Genomic DNA, 19,007 nt, shown 5'->3' with positions numbered 1-19,007 from the left:
CTGAGTGTCACAATTGACGTCTAGGCGTCGCCTCGAATCGAAGCGGCGCTCGGCGGAACAGGGATGAACGGCACCGACAGGGAAAGAGCGCACTGGCTGTTGCGCAATATCCTGCCGCATGAGCCTGCGCTCAGGGGCTGGCTGTCGCGGCGCGCGCTGCCCGGGCTCGATCCCGACGACATCATCCAGGAAGCCTATACGATCCTGGCCGAGCTGGAGAGCGTCGACGCCATCCATTACCCGCGTGCCTATCTGTTCCAGGTCGCACGGTCGGTGATCACGCGCCACGTCCGCCGCACGCGCATCGTGCCGATCCATGCGGTCGACGACCTCGATCGGCTCGACCATCCCGACGACGCCGCTTCGCCCGAGCAATATGCGATCGACCGCGACGAGCTGCGCCAGCTCGCCCGCGCGATCGCGGCGATGCCGCACAAGACCCGGGAGGCTTTCATCCTCCGGCGCGTCGAGGGATTGCCGCAGCGAGAGATCGCCGCGCAGATGTGCATTTCGGAAAATACGGTCGAGACTCATATCTCGCGAGGCATTCGATTCTTGATTGATTGGTTCGGTCGTGGCGGAAAGGCACCGTCCCAAACCTCTAGGGTCACGGAATCGGAGATTGCCTGGGTTGATGGCCGAGCGCGAAACCAGTCGAGACATTGATCGGGCGGCGTCCGAATGGACGGCGCGGCTGGATCGTGGGCCACTGACTCCCGAGGAAGATGCGGCATTCCAGGCCTGGCTGGGTGGCGATCCGCGCAGCCGGGGCGCGCTGCTGCGCGCGCAGGCCTTGTCGATCATGAGCGAGTCCGCCCGGGCGCTCGGTCTCCGTTTCGACCCGGCCGCGTTCGAGGAACCGAAGCGCCCGGCCGCCGCGCGCTTGTCCCGCCGGCAGGCGCTGAGCTGGACCGGAGGAACGGTGGCGGTCGTCGCCTCGCTGGTGGCGCTGGGCGTCGGCATGCCGGCGGCCGGCGCCGTCATCAGCACTGGGCGGGGGGAGATCCGCCTGGTGCCGCTCAAGGACGGCTCGACCGTGCTCCTGAATACCGAGAGCAGCGTCAGGGTCCGGTTCGACGAGGGGGAGCGGCTGGTCACGCTGCTGAGGGGCGAAGCTTATTTCTCCGTCGCGCGTGACGAGAGGCGGCCCTTCGTCGTCGAGGTGGACGGACGCCGCCTGCATACCACGCAGGCGGGGTTCAGGGTCCGCAAACTCGACGCGGACCCGGTCGACATATTGGTGCAGCGGGGGCAGGTCGATCTTGCCGCGCTGGCGCTCACGGCCAATACGCGGCTGACCCTGGTCGATTCCACGGAACGGCCACAGTCGATCACGCCCGAGGCGGTCACGCGCGAGCTGGCGTGGCGCGAGGGGAAGCTCGCCTTCGAGGGGGAGACGTTGAAGCAGGCGGCGGACAGCTTCGCACGCTACAGCGACACGCGCATCCTGATCGGCGATCCGGGCCTAGCGCGCGAGCCGGTGACCGGCCTGTTCGCCGCCAACGATCCAGTCGGCTTCAGCCGCGCCATCGCGCGCGTGTTCGACGCCCGGCTCGAGCAAAGAGGCGACGACGTCGTGCTGACGCGCCGCGCTGCACCACACCCGTTTTAAGCCCTCCCCTTCAGGGGAGGGGTTGGGGGTGGGGGAGTGCGGCAGGCCGTGTTGGTTGAGGCGAGTCCCCACCCCAACCCCTCCCCTGAAGGGGAGGGGCTAGATTTGCTGAAAAATTTTCGCCGCCGATAGCGGAAACGGCCGGCCGACGGCTCTCAACCGCAAACGCCGCGACCGACGCGGCAAGCGGGGGAAGTCAGTCGATGAAATCTCGTCATTCCATCCTCACCTGTGGTGCTGCCATCGCGGCACTGGCGATCGCCGCGCCGGCCCAGGCGCAGGAACGCGTCTTCGACATTCCGGCGCAGCCGGCGGTCCGCGCCATTCCCGAGCTGGCGCGCCAGGCGCAGGTGCAGATCGTCGCACCCGCGCGCGATCTCCAGGGCATCTCGACGCCGGCGGTCAAGGGGCGGATGGACGTGCGGACGGCGCTGCGCCGCCTGATCGCGGGCACGCCGCTACGGATCGATTCCGACGATGGCCAGATCATCACGCTGCGTTCGTCCAGCCAGGGCGCGTCGAACGCGGGGCAGGGCGAGGCTATCGGCACCGGCGGTCTGCGCGGCCGCATCCTCAACACCGCGACCGGGGAATATGTACGCAATGCCGAGATCCGCGTCGAAGGCACGCCGATCGTCGCCTATTCCGAGGACGGCGGCGCCTTCCGCCTGACCGGCGTGCCGGCCGGCGAGGTGACGGTTGCGGTCAAATACACCGGCCTCCAGGAGGAAAAGGCCGCCGTCACGGTCGCCGCGGGCGAGGTGACGACGCTGGATGTCGAGCTGAAGGCGCTGTCCTACATCGCCTCGGGTGAGGAAAATCCCCAGGACATCACCATCACCGGCCGCCGCGACGGCCAGGCCAGCGCGATCATGGAGCGCCGCGCCGCGTTGAACGCCAAGAACGTCGTCCCCGCCGACAATTACGGCGCGCTCACCATGGGCGACGTCGGCGAGTTCCTGAAGAACATGCCCGGCCTGTCGCTCGACTATACCGAGGTGGATGCGACCAAGGCCCGCATCGGCGGCCTCGATCCCAAATATACGACCTTCACTACCGACGGCGCGCGCATGGCGACGGCGACCTCGAACAACAACAACGGCCGCGAGAACTCGTTCGAGCAGATGTCGATCACCGGCATCGCCGCGATCGAGCTCAACAACACGCTCACCGCCCGGATGGACGCCGACGCCCCCGGCGGCACCATCAACCTGCGCAGCAAATACGCGTTCGAGCGCAAGGGGCGGCAGTTCCGCTTCCAGCTCGGCGGCGTCGGCACCTCCGATTCCGGCTTCTCGCAGGCCTATTTCCCCGACGACCGGAAGCATCCGCGCATCTTCCCGTCCGCCCAGATCGGCTATTCCGACGTGCTTCTGGACGGCCGCCTCGGCATTTCGTTCAACGCCAGCTATAATGCCAATTACGTCCAGCAGGACCGTATCCAGACCGACTGGTCCTACCTCCCCGACGGCCGGGTGATCCCCTATCAGGTGATGTGGCGCCCGGGTCCCAAGCGGACGCACCGCAAGGCCGCCAATCTTGCGGTGGACTACAAGATCTCGGACAAGCTCACCTTCGGCGTGCGCAGCACCTATTCGATGTACGACGTCGAATATTTCAACCAATATACTTTCCTGATCTTCGGCACGACCGCGCGATCCTATGCCACGGCGGATTCGACGCCGACCCATATCGTCGTCAATCCCAACGGACAGAACACCCGTCTCCACACCCAATATTCGCATCGCTATGCGGGCACGCCCTCGTGGCTGGTGGCGCCGAAGCTCGAATATAAGGACGACACGTTCGAGGCGACGCTGCGCGGCAGCTATTCCAGCTCCGCCTTCCACTTCCGCGACAACAGCAAGGGCTTCTTCCAGCGTACCGACAGCTGGTTGACCGGCATCGGCTTCACGATGGACCGGGCGTCGGAGGATTCGAATGCCTGGACGCTGACGCAGACGGCCGGCCGATCCTGGGGCGATCCCACCAACTTCAACCGCGACCTCGCGATCGGCTACAACATCCGCACCTCGGAATCCGACGCCCGCAACGAGATGTACGGCGGCAACCTGGACCTGAAGAAGCAGCTCGACCTCGGCGCGCTCCCGGTCACGCTCATGGCCGGCGCCAGCGCCCGCAAGAACGACTGGCGGACCAACGAGGGCTCCTATCAGCAATTCCGATACGTCGGCCCGACAGGGTCACAGACGGCACCCGAGGCCGTCATCCCCTGGACCGAGAACTACAAGTTCCAGATCATCGGCTTCGACGCCGGCAACCTGAACGCACAGAACTGGCGCGCGGACAGCAACTATGGGGTCTACGACATCTACCAGGCGCATCCGGAGTATTTCCTGCCGGACACGCTGGGCAACCTGAAGCGCCGGCTCGACAACGACAAGCGTGTCCAGGAGGATGTCTACGCCGCCTATTTCGAGGCCCAGACGCGCATCGGCCGCGCCTCGTTCGACCTCGGCCTGCGTTACGAAAAGACCGAAACCGCGGCCAAGGTCGCGAACACCCGGCCGATATCGGAGGTCAAGGCGGCCGGCTATCCGGTGAACGGGAACTCCGCCACGACCGTCGACGGTCTGCTCTACCAGTATAACGGCGGCACCTATTCCACCCGCCGCGGCGACTATGACGACTGGTTCCTGAGCGGCGGCGTCAAGTACGACTTCACCGACAAGCTGGTCGGCCAGCTCGCCTTCAGCCAGTCCATCCTGCGCCCCGACTACGGCAACCTCGGCGGCGTCGTCTCGGTCAACGACGACACGCAGATCGTCACCGTGCCGAACCCGCTGCTGAAGCCCGAGCATTCGACGAAATACTACGCCAGCCTGCAATATTACCTCGAGCCGTCGGGCATCGTCGGCCTGTCCGTCTACAAGCTCGACATCAAGGACATGCAGGTCACCGGTATCACCGTCGATCCCGAGGACGTCGGCTACGACCCCGGCGATTATGCGGGCTACACCTTCCGCAGCGCGCAGAACGCGCCCGGCACCAGCACCAACACCGGCCTGACGCTCGAATACGACCAGCAGCTCACCTTCCTGCCGGGAATGCTGCGCGGGTTCGGCCTGCGCGGATCGGTCACGATGATCGACCCCGATGGCGTGCGCGTGAACATGCCGAAAAGGTCGGCCAACTGGGGCGTCCGCTACAGCTACAAGGCCTTCGACATCCAGCTCACCGGCAACGCGCAGTCGAAGTACCGCACCAGCGCGCTCGGCAACACGCCGACCACCGCCAACAACGGCATCCTCTACCACGACGCCCGTCAGCTGTGGAACATCAGCGCCAGCTACAAAATCTCGAAGAACTTCGAGCTGATGCTGGCCGGCCGCAACATCTTCAACGCGCCCGACGTCATCTATTCCAACATCCCCAGCCGCGTTCAGCAATACAGCATCTACGGCTCGATGTGGAATTTCGGGATCAAGGGCGTCTTCTGAGGAAATCCGCGATGACGCTGACCATCGATCGCCGCAGCCTCGTTCTCGGCGGCACGCTCGGGCTGGGAGCGCTCCTGCTCCCGACAGGGGGCGGCCTCGCGGCCGAGCTGCTCGGCGCGACGGGGTTCACGCACAATGTGGCGAGCGGCGAGCCCGGCTCCGATTCCATGCTGCTGTGGACGCGCTACGTGCCCGCAGCCGGCGACGGCATCGTGCGGCTCGACGTAGAGCTGGCGCTCGACCCCGATTTCACGAAGGTGGCCGCCGGCGGAAGCGTGCGCACCGGCGCCTATCGCGACTGGACCGCCAAGATCACCGTCGACGGACTGCGGCCGGGGACCGTCTACTGGTACCGCTTCATCGCCCCCGATGGCGCCAAGTCCCCCGTCGGCCGTACCAAGACCTTGCCTGCGGACGATGCCGCGCGCTTCGGCCTCGCCGTATTCTCCTGCTCGAACCTCCCGATCGGCTGGTTCAACGCCTATGGCCATGCGGCAGCGCGCCCGGACCTCGACCTCTGGCTGCACGTCGGCGACTATGTCTACGAATATGGCATGGCGCCCTATCATGCCGAGGACCTGGTCGCCGGCCGCATCGTCGATCCCGACCGCGAGATGATCGCGATCGGCGACTATCGCCTGCGCTACGCCTGCTACCGCGCCGACCCCGATCTCCAGCGCCTGCACCAGATGGCGCCGATGGTCGCCCTCTGGGACGATCACGAATCCGCCAACGACAGCTGGGAAGGCGGCGCGTCCAATCACCAGCCGGCGAGCGAGGGCGACTGGAACGCCCGCCGCGCCGCCGCGATGCAGGTCTATCGCGAGTGGATGCCGGTCTCCGACGAACCTTGGAAAACCTATCCGCTGGGCCGGCTCGCCACGCTCTACCGCACCGAATCGCGCCTGCTGGCCCGGACGAAGCAGGCCGACATCGGTGCGGCCTTCCGCGCGGCAAATCCCGACGCCGCGCTCGAGGCGTTCCGCGACGGCGCCTGGCAGGACCCGTCGGCGACGATGCTCGGCACGACCCAGGAAAGCTGGCTGGCGCATGAGCTGAAGGCCAATGCCCGCTCCACCGCCTGGCAGCTGATCGGCATGGGCACGATCCTGGGCCGCACGGTGATGCCCGCGGACGCGGTCGGCTGGCTCCGCCCTGACGCGAGCGAGAAGACGGTCAACGGTTTCAGGAACAATATCCGCGCGGCCAAACTCGGCCTGCCGATGTGGATGGATCGCTGGGACGGCTATCCCGCCGCGCGCTCGCGTCTGCTGAAGGCGGCACAACAGGCGGATGCCGACCTGGTGATGCTGTCGGGCGACAGCCATAACGCCTGGGCCTATGCGATGGCCGAGGACGGTCGGCCCGCCGGCGTCGAGTTCGCCGGCCACGCCGTCACCTCGGGCGGGATGGAAGGCGGCATGGGCGCCGATCCCGCAACCGTCGCCAAGGGCTTCGTCGCCGCCAATCCCGAGCTCAAATGGGCCGACACCAGCCGCCGCGGCTACATGATGATCGAGATCACGCCGAAGCGCGTGACCGGCGAGTGGCTGTTCCTGCAGACGATCAAGGCGCGCAGCACCGCGCTCGCCGGCTCGCACCGCATGTCGGTCGATCGCGGGTGGAGGGTATTCGGCGGCTGACGGAATTACCGGTTACCGGCGCTTCTGCAGATAACGCTATCAGGCGATCACCGCGCATATCGGCTTTGTGTGCACTGCACCGTTGACAGGTCTGACCACTCTTGCGTAGCTTGAAAATGTGACCGCTACCAAAAAGGGCGGCACGTCGAGCCAGGAGAGGATCATGACCAAGCTTCGCACCCGTCCGCCTATCCGTTCGGCCGCGCTGACCGCCGCAGCGCTGCTGGCCGGTGCGTCCTGGCCCGCCCTCGCGCAGGATCAGGCGCAGACGCAGCAGCAGGCCGCGCCACCCGCGACGCAGGAACCCGCCACCGCCGACGATCAGCAGGCGGATATCGTGGTCACCGGTTTCCGCGCCTCGCTGCAGAGCCAGACCGAGGCGAAGCGCAACTCGATCGGCTTCACCGACACGATCTTCGCCGAGGACATCGGCAAGTTCCCCGACACCAACATCGCCGAATCGGTGAACCGCATCCCCGGCGTCACCATCACCCGCGAGGTGACGGGCGAGGGCAGCAACGTCGCGATCCGCGGCCTCGGCACCAACTTCACCCGCGTGCTGCTCAACGGCGCGCCGGTCGCGGTCGCCTCGGTGCGCTTCGATGCGCAGAGCACCAACCGCGAGGTCGACCTCGACCTGCTCCCGACCGAGCTGTTCACGCAATTGACCGTCAGCAAGTCCCCGGTCGCCTCGATGGTGGAGGGCGGCGCCGCCGGCACCGTCAACCTGCGCTCGGCGCGTCCGTTCGACAACCCCAAGCCCTACATCAGCTACGGTTTCCAGGGCTCCAAAGTCAGCAGCGCCGACAAATGGGGCTATCGCGGCTACGCGATCGCCAGCGCGACCTTCGGCGACTTCGGCATCCTGGTGGGCGGCGCGGCGGTCAAGAACCGCTTCCGCGTCGATGGGTTCGAGACGATCGGCTGGACCAACCCCAACCTGTCGGCGACGCAGAATACGGGGGCGAACCGCAACGCGACCGGCGGCGGCAACTGGGCGATCCCCGGCACCGTCCCGGTCAACGCCGGAAATGGTCTGACCACCGGCACCGTGATCGACCAGGCCTTCCTGCTCGCGCACAATCCCGGCGCGACGATCGAGCAGATCGACAACGGCCTGCTCCCGCGCCTCGGCCGTCCGCGCACCGAGATCGGCGAGCGCACGCGCTACAACGCGCTCGCCTCGTTCGAATGGCGCCCCAGCGACGCCCTCCATTTCTACCTCGACGGCATGTACGCCAAGCGCGACACCGATTTCACCCGTACCGCGATGAACTGGGCGGTGCGCAACGGCGCGGCGATCCCCCTCAACACCACCTACGACAAGAGCGACTGCTCGGCCGGCTGCACCGTCACCGGCGGCACCTATGCCAATGCGCAGTTCTTCCTCGAATATCGCCCCTATCGCGACAAGCAGGAATATTGGGGCGTCAATCCGGGCGCCGAATTCACCATCAACGAATGGATCAAGGGCGACCTCCAGGCCAATTACACCAAGAGCACCTTCCGCCGCGAAAGCCCGACCGTCCTCGTCATCACGCCGCCCAGCAGCGGGACGACGGTGACCTACACCAACAACGGCGGTATCCCCGACATCTCGACCAACATCGACCTCAACGACCCCAACAACTTCGGCTGGGCCGGCGGCGGCCGCGTCAACTTGAACGGCGAGGAGCGCGAGACCGAGACCAAGGGCATCCGCGGCAGCCTGTTGTTCGGCGACGAGAAGCGCTTCAGCGTCCGCGTCGGCGGCGCCTATGACGATACCAAGCGCCGCATCACGCCGTTCGACAACACCAATCCCTGGCAGAACCTGATCTGCGGCAACGGTCCCAGCGTCACGCTGCCTGCGCCCAACCGCCAGCCGATCTGCGACGGCGCCAACCTGCCGGGAACGGCGGCGCCTCCCGGCTATCCGACCTATCCGGCCTATGGCACCGGCTATTCGAGCGGCCTCCCGCCGCTCGTCTATGCCGGCTCGCGCGTTCCCACCGCGCTGGTGCCGAGCTACCTTCGGCCCGGCAGCAACGGCTTCATCACCGTCGATTGGGACAAGTTCCGCGCCGACACCAATTATGACGAACTGTTGGCCGGCGCGACCGAGGTCGGCAGCGGCAGCAGCGGCGCCAACGGCGGCCTGATCCGGGAAAAGGTCACCGGCATCTTCGCCGAGGCCAACGGCGTCATCGACATCGGCGAGAATACGCTGCGCCTCAACGCCGGCATCCGCTACGTCCGTACCGAGCAGATCGTCGGCGGCCGCGTCAGCGTGCCCGATCCGCGCAACAGCGTCGGCGGCGTGACCTGTCCGGGTACGTCTCCCGCTTTCGCGCTGAACGGGGCCTGCTATCCGAACATCGACACCTTCCCGAACTCGCGCACGCTCTATTCGAACTTCCTGCCGTCGGCGAGCCTGGTGTTCAACATCGGCCGCAACGCGGTGGCGCGCGCATCGGTCTCGCGGACGATGACGCGGCCCGATCCCAATGCGATGCTGCCGGGCGCGAGCTTCGTCCAGCCTTCCGCCGACGTCGGTACGCTCGGCAACAGCGAGCTCGATCCGTACATCTCCGACAATATCGACCTCGGCTTCGAATATTACACGGGCGGCGAGGGCGTGATCGCGGTCGCGGCGTTCCGCAAGTCGATCACCGGCTTCACCGTCAACGGCCTGCGCACCGTACCGTTCAGCTTCCTCGCGCCCTACGGCATCACCTTCGCCTCGCTGACGGCGGCGCAGCAGGCCGCGCTGATCTCGCGTGCCCAGCCCGGCCAGCGGCCCGAGGATGTGGACATCGTGCTGCAGCAGCAGGTCAACGCCGACGGCAAGCTCAAGGTCAACGGCCTGGAGTTCCAGATCACCCAGCCGCTCGATTTCCTCACCCAATATATCGGCGTGCGCGGCTTCGGCTTTCAGGGCAACCTGACGCTGATCGACCAGAAGGGCGAGGGTGCCGGCGCGCCCGCGGTGGCGCTGGGCGTGGCGCCGACCACCTACACGCTGACCGGCTATTATGACGGCGGCCCGCTGTCGGCGCGGCTGACCTATACGTTCAACGAAGGCTCGCAGGGGTCGAACCCCAACCAGAACGGCATCCCCGCCGCCGCGATCTTCGGGCGCGACTATTCGCAGCTCGATTTCTCGGGCAGCCTCGATCTCGGCAAGATGTTCGACAACAAGTACCTGCCGACGCTGGTGCTGAACGTCATCAACATCACCAAGGAAGCGCAGAGCAGCTACTTTCAGTTCCCCAATGCGACGTACAACGAATACAATCCGGGCCGCACCATCCTGGTCGGCATCCGCGGCAAGTTCTGACCTTTTCCCCTCTCCCCTTGGGAGAGGGAGGGGCCCGCCGGCGCAGCCGGTGGGAGGGTGAGGGCGACCACGCTGGCCGCAGTCACCCTCACCCTCCCGCCGTCTTCGGCGGCTCCTTCCCTCTCCCAATGGGAGAGGGACAGTAGCTGCGAGATTCCCTCCCGCGCGGACAGGCGCTAGTATCCACCCGTGCCGATGCCGGGGACCGTCACCATCCGCGACCGATCGCTGCGCCTCAGGCGCAAGAGCGGCACGCCCGTCTGGCTCTCGCTGCTGTGGCGCATCGCGTTGGCGTTCGGGCTGATCGGCATCGCGCTCGCGGTCCACTGGTTCGACCGCGACGGCCTGCGCGACAATCTCGACGGCCACGTCAGCTTCGTCGACGTGCTCTACTTCACGATGATCACCGTCACGACGGTCGGCTACGGCGACATCGTGCCTGTCACCCCGCAGTCGCGGCTGTTCGACACCTTCGTGGTCACGCCGATCCGGCTGTTCGTCTGGCTGATCTTTCTCGGCACGGCCTATGATTTCCTGCTCAAGCGCGTTTGGGAGCGATGGCGGATGAGCATCATCCAGCGGAACCTGCACGGCCACGTCGTCGTCGCCGGCTATGGCACCAGCGGATCGGAGGCGGTGAACGAGCTGATCCGCCGCGGCACCGATCCGAAGCGGATCGTGGTGATCGAGGAGCGCGACGCCGCGCTCGCCGAGGCGGAGGAACGCGGCGTCGCGGTGATCGACGGCGACGCCACCCGCAACGCCGCGCTGGAGGCGGTGAAGCTCGACCGCGCCAGTGCGCTGATCGTCTCGGCCGGCCGCGACGACACCTCGATCTTGATCGTGCTGACCGCCCGCCGCATCGCGCCCAACGTGCCGATCAGCGTGGTGATCCGCTCCGAGGACAATGAGCCGCTCGCCCGCCAGGCCGGCGCCGACACCGTCATCAACCCCGCCAGCTTCGCCGGCCTGCTGCTCGCCGGATCGACGCACGGCCCCCATATCGCCGATTATCTCGCCGACCTCGCCGCCGCGCACGGGCGCGTCGCGCTGCGCGAACGTGCGGTGGCGCCGGCGGAGGTCGGCCGCCCGCTCGCCGCCATCGAGACCGGGCTCGGCGTGCGCATCTATCGTGGGGACAGCGTGTTCGGCTTCTGGGACGCCGAGGCGCGCGCGCTCGCGGCCGGCGACCAGATCGTCGAGATCGTTCCCGGTACACCGCGGGAGAGGCAGGCTTAGGGCCGGTGCAACAATTGTTTGCGCGATTTTTCGGCGCTGCCGCCTAGATAGCGCTGGCAATGCCGCATCTGACCCATCTCGACCGCCTCGAAGCCGAATCGATCCACATCCTGCGCGAAGTCGCCGCCGAGGCTGAGCGTCCGGTGATGCTCTATTCGATCGGCAAGGATTCGGCGGTGATGCTGCACCTCGCACGCAAGGCGTTCTTCCCGGCACCGCCGCCGTTCCCGCTGCTCCACGTCGACACCACCTGGAAGTTCCGCGCGATGTACGAGCTGCGCGACCGCGCCGCCGCCGCCGCGGGCATGGAGCTGTTGGTGTGGAAGAACCCCGAGGCCGAGGCGCGGGGGATCAACCCGTTCGACCACGGCAGCCTCCACACCGACCTGTGGAAGACGGAAGGGCTCAAGCAGGCGCTCGACCATTATCGCTTCGACGCCGCGTTCGGCGGCGCCCGGCGCGACGAGGAGAAGAGCCGCGCCAAGGAACGCGTGTTCAGCTTCCGCACCGCGCAGCACCGCTGGGATCCCAAGGCCCAGCGCCCGGAGCTCTGGCGCCTCTACAACGCCCGCAAGGCGAAGGGGGAGAGCATCCGCGTCTTCCCCCTCTCCAACTGGACCGAGCTCGACATCTGGCAGTACATCGCCCGCGAGGGGATCGAGATCGTCCCGCTCTACTTCGCCGCACCGCGCCCGACGGTGGAGCGCGACGGCCTGATCCTGATGGTCGACGACGACCGTTTCCGCCTGGCGCCCGGCGAGGTGCCGGTGGAACGCTCGATCCGCTTCCGCACGCTCGGCTGCTATCCGCTGACCGGCGCGGTCGAGAGCAACGCCGCCACCCTGTCCGAGGTCGTGCAGGAGATGCTGCTCACCACCACCAGCGAACGTCAGGGCCGTGCGATCGACCATGACGCGGCGGCGAGCATGGAGAAGAAGAAAGTGGAGGGCTATTTCTGATGGGAGGCGTGACTCAGATCCTCCCCGGGACGGGGAGGTGGCAGCGCGCAGCGCTGACGGAGGGGGCTCTCCTCCCGGCGTCGTCCTCGTGGCGCTCCCCCTCCACCACACCGCTGCGCGGCGCGGTCCCCCTCCCCGTGCCGGGGAGGAGCTTGTGAACCACTACCAACCCGACGCCCTCATCGCGGCCGACATCGACGCCTACCTCGCCGAACAGGCGAACAAGTCGCTGCTGCGCTTCCTCACCTGCGGCTCGGTCGACGACGGCAAGTCGACGCTGATCGGTCGGATGCTCTACGATGCACGCACCGTGTTCGACGACCAGCTCTCCCAGCTCGAGGCGGACTCGCGGCGCGTCGGCACCCAGGGCCAGAACCTCGACTTCGCCCTGCTGGTCGACGGCCTCTCCGCCGAGCGCGAGCAGGGCATCACCATCGACGTCGCCTATCGCTTCTTCGCGACCCAGCGCCGCAAGTTCATCGTCGCCGACACGCCGGGGCATGAGCAGTACACACGCAACATGGTCACCGGCGCCTCGGCCGCCGACCTCGCGGTGATCCTGGTCGACGCGCGCAAGGGCGTCCTCACCCAGACGCGGCGTCACGGCTTCCTCGTCAACCTGCTCGGCATTCGCCGCATCGTGCTGGCGGTGAACAAGATGGACCTGATCGGCTGGGACCGCGCGGCTTATGACCGCATCGTCGCCGATTTTGCCGCCTTCGGCCGCTCGATCGGCATGGCGGAGGCGGTGGCGATCCCGATGGCCGCGCTCGGCGGCGACAACATCGCCGCGCGCTCGGAACATACGCCCTGGTATCAGGGCCCGACGCTGATCGAGCATCTCGAGACGGTCGAGATCGACGCCGACGGCGACGCCGCCAAGCCGTTCGCGATGCCGGTGCAATGGGTCAACCGGCCCAACCTCGACTTCCGCGGCTTCTCCGGCCTGATCACCGCCGGCACCGTCCGCCCGGGCGACCGTATCCGCACCGTCCCCTCCGGCCGCGTCTCGCACATCGAACGCATCGTCACCCTCGACGGCGACCTCGAAGAGGCGGTCGCCGGCCAGTCGGTCACGCTGACCCTCACCGACGAGATCGACTGCTCGCGTGGCGACGTCATCGCCGCCGCCGACAGCCCGCCCGAGGTCGCCGACCAGTTCGCGACCACGCTCGTCTGGATGGACGACGAGCCGCTCCAGCCCGGCCGCGGCTATTGGCTGAAGTCGGGCGCGACCTCGGCCACCGCCAGCGTCCGCGAGCCCGACCACGCGATCGACGTCAACACCCTCGCCGAGCTGCCCGCCAGGACGCTCGGCCTCAACGACATCGGCGTCGTCGAGATCCACCTCGACCGCCCGATCCCCTTCGCGCCCTATGCCGAAAGCCGCGACCTTGGCGGTTTCATCCTGGTCGACAAGCTCACCAACAAGACCGTCGCCGCCGGCATGATCACCCGCGCGCTGCGCCGCAGCCGCAACGTCCATTGGCAGGCGATCGAGATCACCCGCGAGGCGCACGCCGCCCAGAAGCACCAGACGCCGCGCCTCCTGTGGTTCACCGGCCTCTCCGGCTCGGGCAAATCGACCATCGCCAATCTGGTCGAGAAGCGGCTGCACATGCTCGGCAAGCACAGCTTCCTGCTCGACGGCGACAATATCCGCCACGGCCTCAACCGCGACCTCGGCTTCTCCGACGCCGACCGCGTCGAGAACATCCGCCGGGTGGGCGAGGTCGCGCGCCTCATGACCGACGCCGGCCTCATCGTCCTCACCGCCTTCATCTCGCCGTTCCGCGCCGAGCGCGAGCTGGTGCGCGGCCTCATGCCCGAGGGCGAGTTCGTCGAGATCTTCGTCGACACCCCGCTGGAGGTGGCGGAGGCGCGCGACACCAAGGGCCTCTACGCCAAGGCGAGGGCAGGGGAGATCGCCAACTTCACCGGCATCTCCAGCCCCTATGAGCCGCCCGAGCACCCCGACATCCGCATCGACACCACCAGCATGTCGCCCGAGGAAGCCGCCGAGCTGATCGTCGACCGCGTGATCGGCGCCTGGACGCCGGTGATATGAGCCCCGCCGCAAAGCTCCTCCCCGGCACGGGGAGGGGGCGTTGCGGCTTTGGCTTGCCCCCGGCAAGCCAAGATCGTGTCCGGGGGACACGATCTCGCCGCAACGCCGGCCGCAGGCCGGGGGTGGAGGGGGCCCAGTTGCAACGGATTCCGGTGCCGAGGGCCCCCTCCACCGCGCCGCTGCGCGGCGCGGTCCCCCTCCCCGTGCCGGGGAGGAGCTTTGCGACAGGACTCCAACAATGACCGACGCCGAACTCGCCCACGCCATCGCCGGGGAAGCCGGCACGCTGCTGCTCGAGCTGCGCCGGGGCCGCGCGCCCGGCCGTGCGCTCGGCGACGCCGGCGACCGCGAGGCGCAGGCGCTGATCGCCGCCCGCCTCGCCGCCGCCCGGCCCGACGACTTCGTGCTGTCGGAGGAAGCGGCCGACGACCCCGCCCGCTGCGCCGCCTCGCGCCTGTGGGTGGTCGACCCGCTCGACGGAACCGCGGAATATGCGGAAGGCCGCGACGACTGGGCGGTCCACATCGGCCTCAGCATCGACGGCGCGCCCGCAGCCGGCGCGGTGGCGCTCCCCGCCCGCGGTCTGGTGATCGCGACCGACGCCCCGCCGCCGCCCGCGCCGCTCCACCATCCGCCGCGCATGGTCGTCAGCCGCTCGCGCGCGCCGCACGAATGCCCCGGCATCGCCGCCGCGATCGGTGCCGAGCTGGTGCCGATGGGCTCGGCCGGCGCCAAGGCGATGGCGGTGGTGCTGGGGGAGGCGGACATCTACCTCCACTCCGGCGGCCAATATGTCTGGGACAATTGCGCCCCGGCCGCGGTGGCGCTGGCGGCGGGGCTCCATGTGTCGCGATTGGACGGCAGCCCGCTCGTCTACAATTGCGTCGACACCTATTTACCGGATTTGCTGATCTGCCGGCCGGAGCTTGCCGAACCGGTGCTGAGATTGGTCCGCGGCTGACACCCGCACCGAGCGGCACTTCATCTCGACCATATACCGCCGGAAGTGGCCGCCACACTCTCCAAACCCGCGCACACCGTATACCGACAAAGCCATATCTGAAACTGATTGTGGTTAATAAGCAACAGTTGCGAAACAAAACTTCGTGCTTTGGAAACTTTGTGTTGAACGCTGACTGTTAAGAATTGACCATGGCGCCTCCATCGGTCCGGCAGCGATATCGCTCGCCCGCATCAAATGGGGGTTCGCATGACCAGAATATTGCGTCGTCATCTCTTGGCCACCACGTTGCTGATCTCGACGAGTGCCCTTGCTTCACCGGCCTTCGCACAGGATGCCCAGCCCGCGCAGTCAGGCCAGCCGCAGACGCCAGCCGCTGCCGATATCGCCCAGCAACAGAGCGATGCGACCACGCCCGACACGCAGGGCACCGGCAACGACATCATCGTCACCGGGACGCTGTTCCGCCGCACCGATACCGAGACGGCTTCGCCCGTCACCGTGCTCACCTCGGACAATCTCGCCAAGGCGGGCGTCACCAACATCGCCGACGCGATTCGTTCGGTCTCCGCCGACAGCGCCGGCTCGATCTCGACGGGCTTCCAGGGCGGCTTCTCCGCGGGCGGCCAGGCGGTATCGCTGCGCGGCCTCGGCGTGTCGTCGACGCTGGTGCTGATCGACGGCCTGCGCTCGACCAACTTTCCGCTCAACGACGACGGCCACAACGCTTATACCGATCTCAACTCGATCCCGTTCAGCGCGGTCGAGCGGGTCGAGGTGCTGAAGGACGGCGCCTCGTCGACCTATGGCGCCGACGCGATCGGCGGCGTGGTCAACGTCATCATGAAGAAGCAGTTCACCGGCGTCGCCGGCACGGTCGAGGCGGGCGTCGGCGAGGACGGCTATGCCTCGCGCTACCGCGCCAACCTGACCGCCGGCATCGGCGACTATGATGCCGCCGGCTGGAACTTCTACATCAACGGCGAATATCAGCGCGACGGCCGCGTCTCGGTGCAGGACGTCGGCTTTCCGTTCAATACGACCGACCTGAGCTCGATCGGGCTCAGCGACAACAACGCCGACGACAGCTCGCTGACCGGCACCGGAGCCAACGGAACGGTCAGCGCAGTGGTGCGCCGGACCACCCAGACCAACCTGAACGATCCGTTCACCGGCGGCACGACCGAGACGGGGCAATATACCACGCTCAATCTCGGCAGCTGCACGAACGGCACCTTCACCGTTGCGGGGGCGAGCGGCGGCACCGGCTGCCGTCATGATACGACTTATGAGTATTCCCAGGTTCAGCCGAAGCAGGAACGCTTCAGCTTTACCGGCCGCCTGAGCCTCCGCCTCAGCGACAATATCGAAGCCTATGCTCTCGGAAGCTATGCCCAGAGCGAGGTCGATATCATGGGCCTGCCGCCCTCGGTCCGCCAGCGCCAGCCTTATGGTGCGCCGCCGACGGTCGCATCGAACAACCCCGGCGTCGTGCTGCCGGTCTGGATCTGTCCGTCGGGCGTGGATTGCGCCAATCCCGCGACGGCGGGTCGCCAGCTCAATCCGAACAATCCCTATGCGGCCGCTTTCGCCAATGATCCGGCTAATGGTGCGGCGCGCATTTACTACCGCTTCGGCGATATCCTGGCCCAATCGCACCGCAACAATGAAGTGATCCGTGGCGCCATCGGTTTGAACGGGCAATTCGGCGACGATTGGAATTGGCGGGTCGAGGCGGTCGGCGCCCGCGACAACTACCGCCAGAACTCCTTCGGCGTGATCAACATTGCGGGGCTCCGGCAGGCGATCAACACCGGCGCATACAATTTCGTCGATCCCAGCCAGAATACCGACGCCGTACGCCAGATGATCGCGCCGGAGGTCGTATCGCGCGCCTATACCTCGATGGCATCGCTGGACGCCTCGATCGCGAAATCGCTGATGCAGCTGCCGGGCGGCCCCCTGCAGCTTGCCATCGGCGGGCAGGTGCGCCGCGAGACGCTGAACAATCCCGGCATCAACCCGGATCTCGAGAACTACGGCAACACGGCGGCCGCGTTCGGCAAGCACACGGTGTCGGCCGCCTATTTCGAGCTCAGCGCGCCGATCCTCGAGCAGCTCGAGGTTACCGCCTCGGGCCGCTACGACCATTATTCGGAAGGATTCGATCACTTCTCGCCGAAGGTTGGCTTCAAGTTCACGCCGATCCGCCAGATCGCGTTGCGCGGCACTTATTCGGAGGGCTTCCGCGCGCCGACCTTCGCGGAAAGCAATCCGCGGTCGAGCTTCCCCGGCTTCGTCAACCTGACGCCGCCATGCAGTTTCCAACTACAGCATGGCGCTACGCCGGGTCCGAACGGCACTTGCACGTCCACCAATCCTTATAACCAGCGCTATGCCGTCGGCGGCGGTTTCCAGGGTAATCCCGATCTGAAGCCTGAAACGTCGCGCAGCTTCACTGCAGGCTTGATCGCCCAGCCGACCCGCTGGCTGAGCCTCACTGTCGACTATTATAACGTGAAGAAGAAGGACGTGATCGTCGCCGGACCGGATCTCGGCCGGGCGCGCGACCTCTATTTCTCGTCGAATAGTCTCGCCGAGGCGCAGGCCGCGGTGGCGTCGCTGCCGGGCTATTCGGTCGGCGCCGTCGACGCGATCGACCCGCTGTTCCCGAATGCTCTGCCGCGTGTGCTCGTGATCAACGCGCCGTACGTCAACGCCGGCTACTTCAAGACCGAGGGTGTCGACTTCTCGGCCACCGCTACGGTGCCGTTCAGCGATACGGTGAAGTTCACGAGCCGCCTCGACGTCACGGCGATCCTCAAGTTCAACGTCGATTTCGGCGATGGCGTGATCCGCAAGTACGTCGGAACGCTGGGGCCGTATGAGCTGTCGTCGGGCGCCGGCACGCCGAAGTGGCGCGGCAACTGGCAGAACACGCTCGAGATCGGCGACTTCTCCGTGACTGCGACGACCTATTATGTGTCGAAGATCAAAGCGGTTGCCGCCGATGAGGTGAGCCCCGACGACGACGGCAACATCGACCTGTCGTGCGAGAATGCCGAGCTCTATCCGGGCCAGTGCCATATCAAGCGCTTCATCTACGCCGATCTGAACCTGGCCTATAAGGTGAACGACAACTTCACCTTCTTCGGCACCGTCAACAACGTCACCAACGAGCGGGCACCGCTGGCGGCGGCGTCCTATTCGGGCACCAACTACCTGCCGACCTGGCATTATGCCGGCGTCATCGGCCGCGTGTTCCGGGCGGGCGCCAGCTTCAAGTTCTGACGCTTATCCGCTTGCCGAATCAGGAGGGCGGCCCTTCGGGGCCGCCCTTTCTGTTCGCTGCGGCGGCCAGCGGAAACTGGAACTGGAGCGGGTCGACGTTCAGGCGTGCCGCGTCCATTTAAGCCCCCGAAGGGGGGAAACCTTGTTTGCTGAATGCTGGTCCGGGAATCGTGCTCCTGCGAAAGCAGGAGCCCTGGATCACGGGACATCGCCTGCGGCCTGAGCTCCTGCTTTCGCAGGAGCACTGGCACTGCTTCATTCTGGACAAGATCCTAGTTGCCGGCGGATCGCGGGGCGTGGTTGGACACTCTCTTGAGCAATGGCTCCGCGCCGTCACCGGGACGCGCCCGAAATAAGGGTCGCAAGCTAGCGGTAATAATTGTTCGCATGCTATTTTTACCGTGATTTACATGCAACAGTGTTGCCGTTCCTTTTCTCAAATCTGTCATTTTGT

General features: G+C 66.7%; 10 protein-coding genes. All 10 read left to right on the top strand.

Annotated elements, in window-relative coordinates; translation table 11 throughout:
- Positions 1–63: 63 nt before the first annotated feature.
- The 10 genes from AC2YHA_RS07895 to AC2YHA_RS07850 all read left to right on the top strand — a co-directional run bounded on the left by AC2YHA_RS07895 (position 64) and on the right by AC2YHA_RS07850 (position 18,553).
- A complete protein-coding gene (locus AC2YHA_RS07895; protein WP_487401040.1) occupies positions 64–666 on the top strand; it encodes an RNA polymerase sigma factor in 603 nt (200 codons plus the stop codon).
- Complete coding sequence (locus tag AC2YHA_RS07890; RefSeq protein ID WP_487401039.1) at positions 635–1,612, top strand: FecR family protein; 978 nt, start codon at positions 635–637, stop codon at positions 1,610–1,612. The genes AC2YHA_RS07895 and AC2YHA_RS07890 overlap by 32 nt, the downstream gene beginning before the upstream one ends.
- A gap of 203 nt (positions 1,613–1,815) precedes the next feature.
- Positions 1,816–5,073 (top strand): TonB-dependent receptor, encoded by a 3,258-nt coding sequence (locus tag AC2YHA_RS07885; RefSeq protein ID WP_487401038.1) that lies wholly within the window; start codon positions 1,816–1,818, stop codon positions 5,071–5,073.
- A gap of 11 nt (positions 5,074–5,084) precedes the next feature.
- Complete coding sequence (locus AC2YHA_RS07880) at positions 5,085–6,716, top strand: alkaline phosphatase D family protein (RefSeq protein ID WP_487401037.1); 1,632 nt, start codon at positions 5,085–5,087, stop codon at positions 6,714–6,716.
- Between the two features lie 163 nt (positions 6,717–6,879).
- Entirely contained in the window at positions 6,880–10,035 is a 3,156-nt protein-coding gene (locus tag AC2YHA_RS07875) for a TonB-dependent receptor (protein WP_487401036.1), read from the top strand.
- 195 nt (positions 10,036–10,230) lie between these two features.
- Positions 10,231–11,274: a potassium channel family protein gene (locus AC2YHA_RS07870; protein WP_487401721.1), complete on the top strand. Its 1,044-nt coding sequence runs from the start codon at positions 10,231–10,233 to the stop codon at positions 11,272–11,274.
- Between the two features lie 59 nt (positions 11,275–11,333).
- Entirely contained in the window at positions 11,334–12,233 is a 900-nt protein-coding gene (gene cysD, locus AC2YHA_RS07865) for a sulfate adenylyltransferase subunit CysD (RefSeq protein WP_233786047.1), read from the top strand.
- Between the two features lie 154 nt (positions 12,234–12,387).
- On the top strand, positions 12,388–14,301 hold the full coding sequence (gene cysN / locus AC2YHA_RS07860) for a sulfate adenylyltransferase subunit CysN (protein WP_487401035.1): 1,914 nt from the start codon (positions 12,388–12,390) through the stop codon (positions 14,299–14,301).
- A gap of 238 nt (positions 14,302–14,539) precedes the next feature.
- On the top strand, positions 14,540–15,262 hold the full coding sequence (locus AC2YHA_RS07855; RefSeq protein WP_487401034.1) for an inositol monophosphatase family protein: 723 nt from the start codon (positions 14,540–14,542) through the stop codon (positions 15,260–15,262).
- Between the two features lie 249 nt (positions 15,263–15,511).
- Positions 15,512–18,553: a TonB-dependent receptor gene (locus AC2YHA_RS07850; RefSeq protein WP_487401033.1), complete on the top strand. Its 3,042-nt coding sequence runs from the start codon at positions 15,512–15,514 to the stop codon at positions 18,551–18,553.
- Positions 18,554–19,007 lie beyond the last annotated feature (454 nt).

It is taken from the genome of Sphingomonas sp. SRI_018 (assembly GCF_057586275.1).
Note: the sequence above shows the minus strand (reverse complement) of the source record. Positions and strands in the feature narration are given on the sequence as shown.

Excerpts from the sequence above, each read along its gene's own strand:
- AC2YHA_RS07895 (WP_487401040.1), top strand. The coding sequence starts at position 64 with ATGAACGGCACCGACAGGGAAAGAGCGCACTGGCTGTTGCGCAATATC.
- AC2YHA_RS07890 (WP_487401039.1), top strand. The coding sequence starts at position 635 with ATGGCCGAGCGCGAAACCAGTCGAGACATTGATCGGGCGGCGTCCGAA.
- AC2YHA_RS07885 (WP_487401038.1), top strand. The coding sequence starts at position 1,816 with ATGAAATCTCGTCATTCCATCCTCACCTGTGGTGCTGCCATCGCGGCA.
- AC2YHA_RS07880 (WP_487401037.1), top strand. The coding sequence starts at position 5,085 with ATGACGCTGACCATCGATCGCCGCAGCCTCGTTCTCGGCGGCACGCTC.
- AC2YHA_RS07875 (WP_487401036.1), top strand. The coding sequence starts at position 6,880 with ATGACCAAGCTTCGCACCCGTCCGCCTATCCGTTCGGCCGCGCTGACC.
- AC2YHA_RS07870 (WP_487401721.1), top strand. The coding sequence starts at position 10,231 with ATGCCGGGGACCGTCACCATCCGCGACCGATCGCTGCGCCTCAGGCGC.
- cysD (WP_233786047.1), top strand. The coding sequence starts at position 11,334 with ATGCCGCATCTGACCCATCTCGACCGCCTCGAAGCCGAATCGATCCAC.
- AC2YHA_RS07855 (WP_487401034.1), top strand. The coding sequence starts at position 14,540 with ATGACCGACGCCGAACTCGCCCACGCCATCGCCGGGGAAGCCGGCACG.
- AC2YHA_RS07850 (WP_487401033.1), top strand. The coding sequence starts at position 15,512 with ATGACCAGAATATTGCGTCGTCATCTCTTGGCCACCACGTTGCTGATC.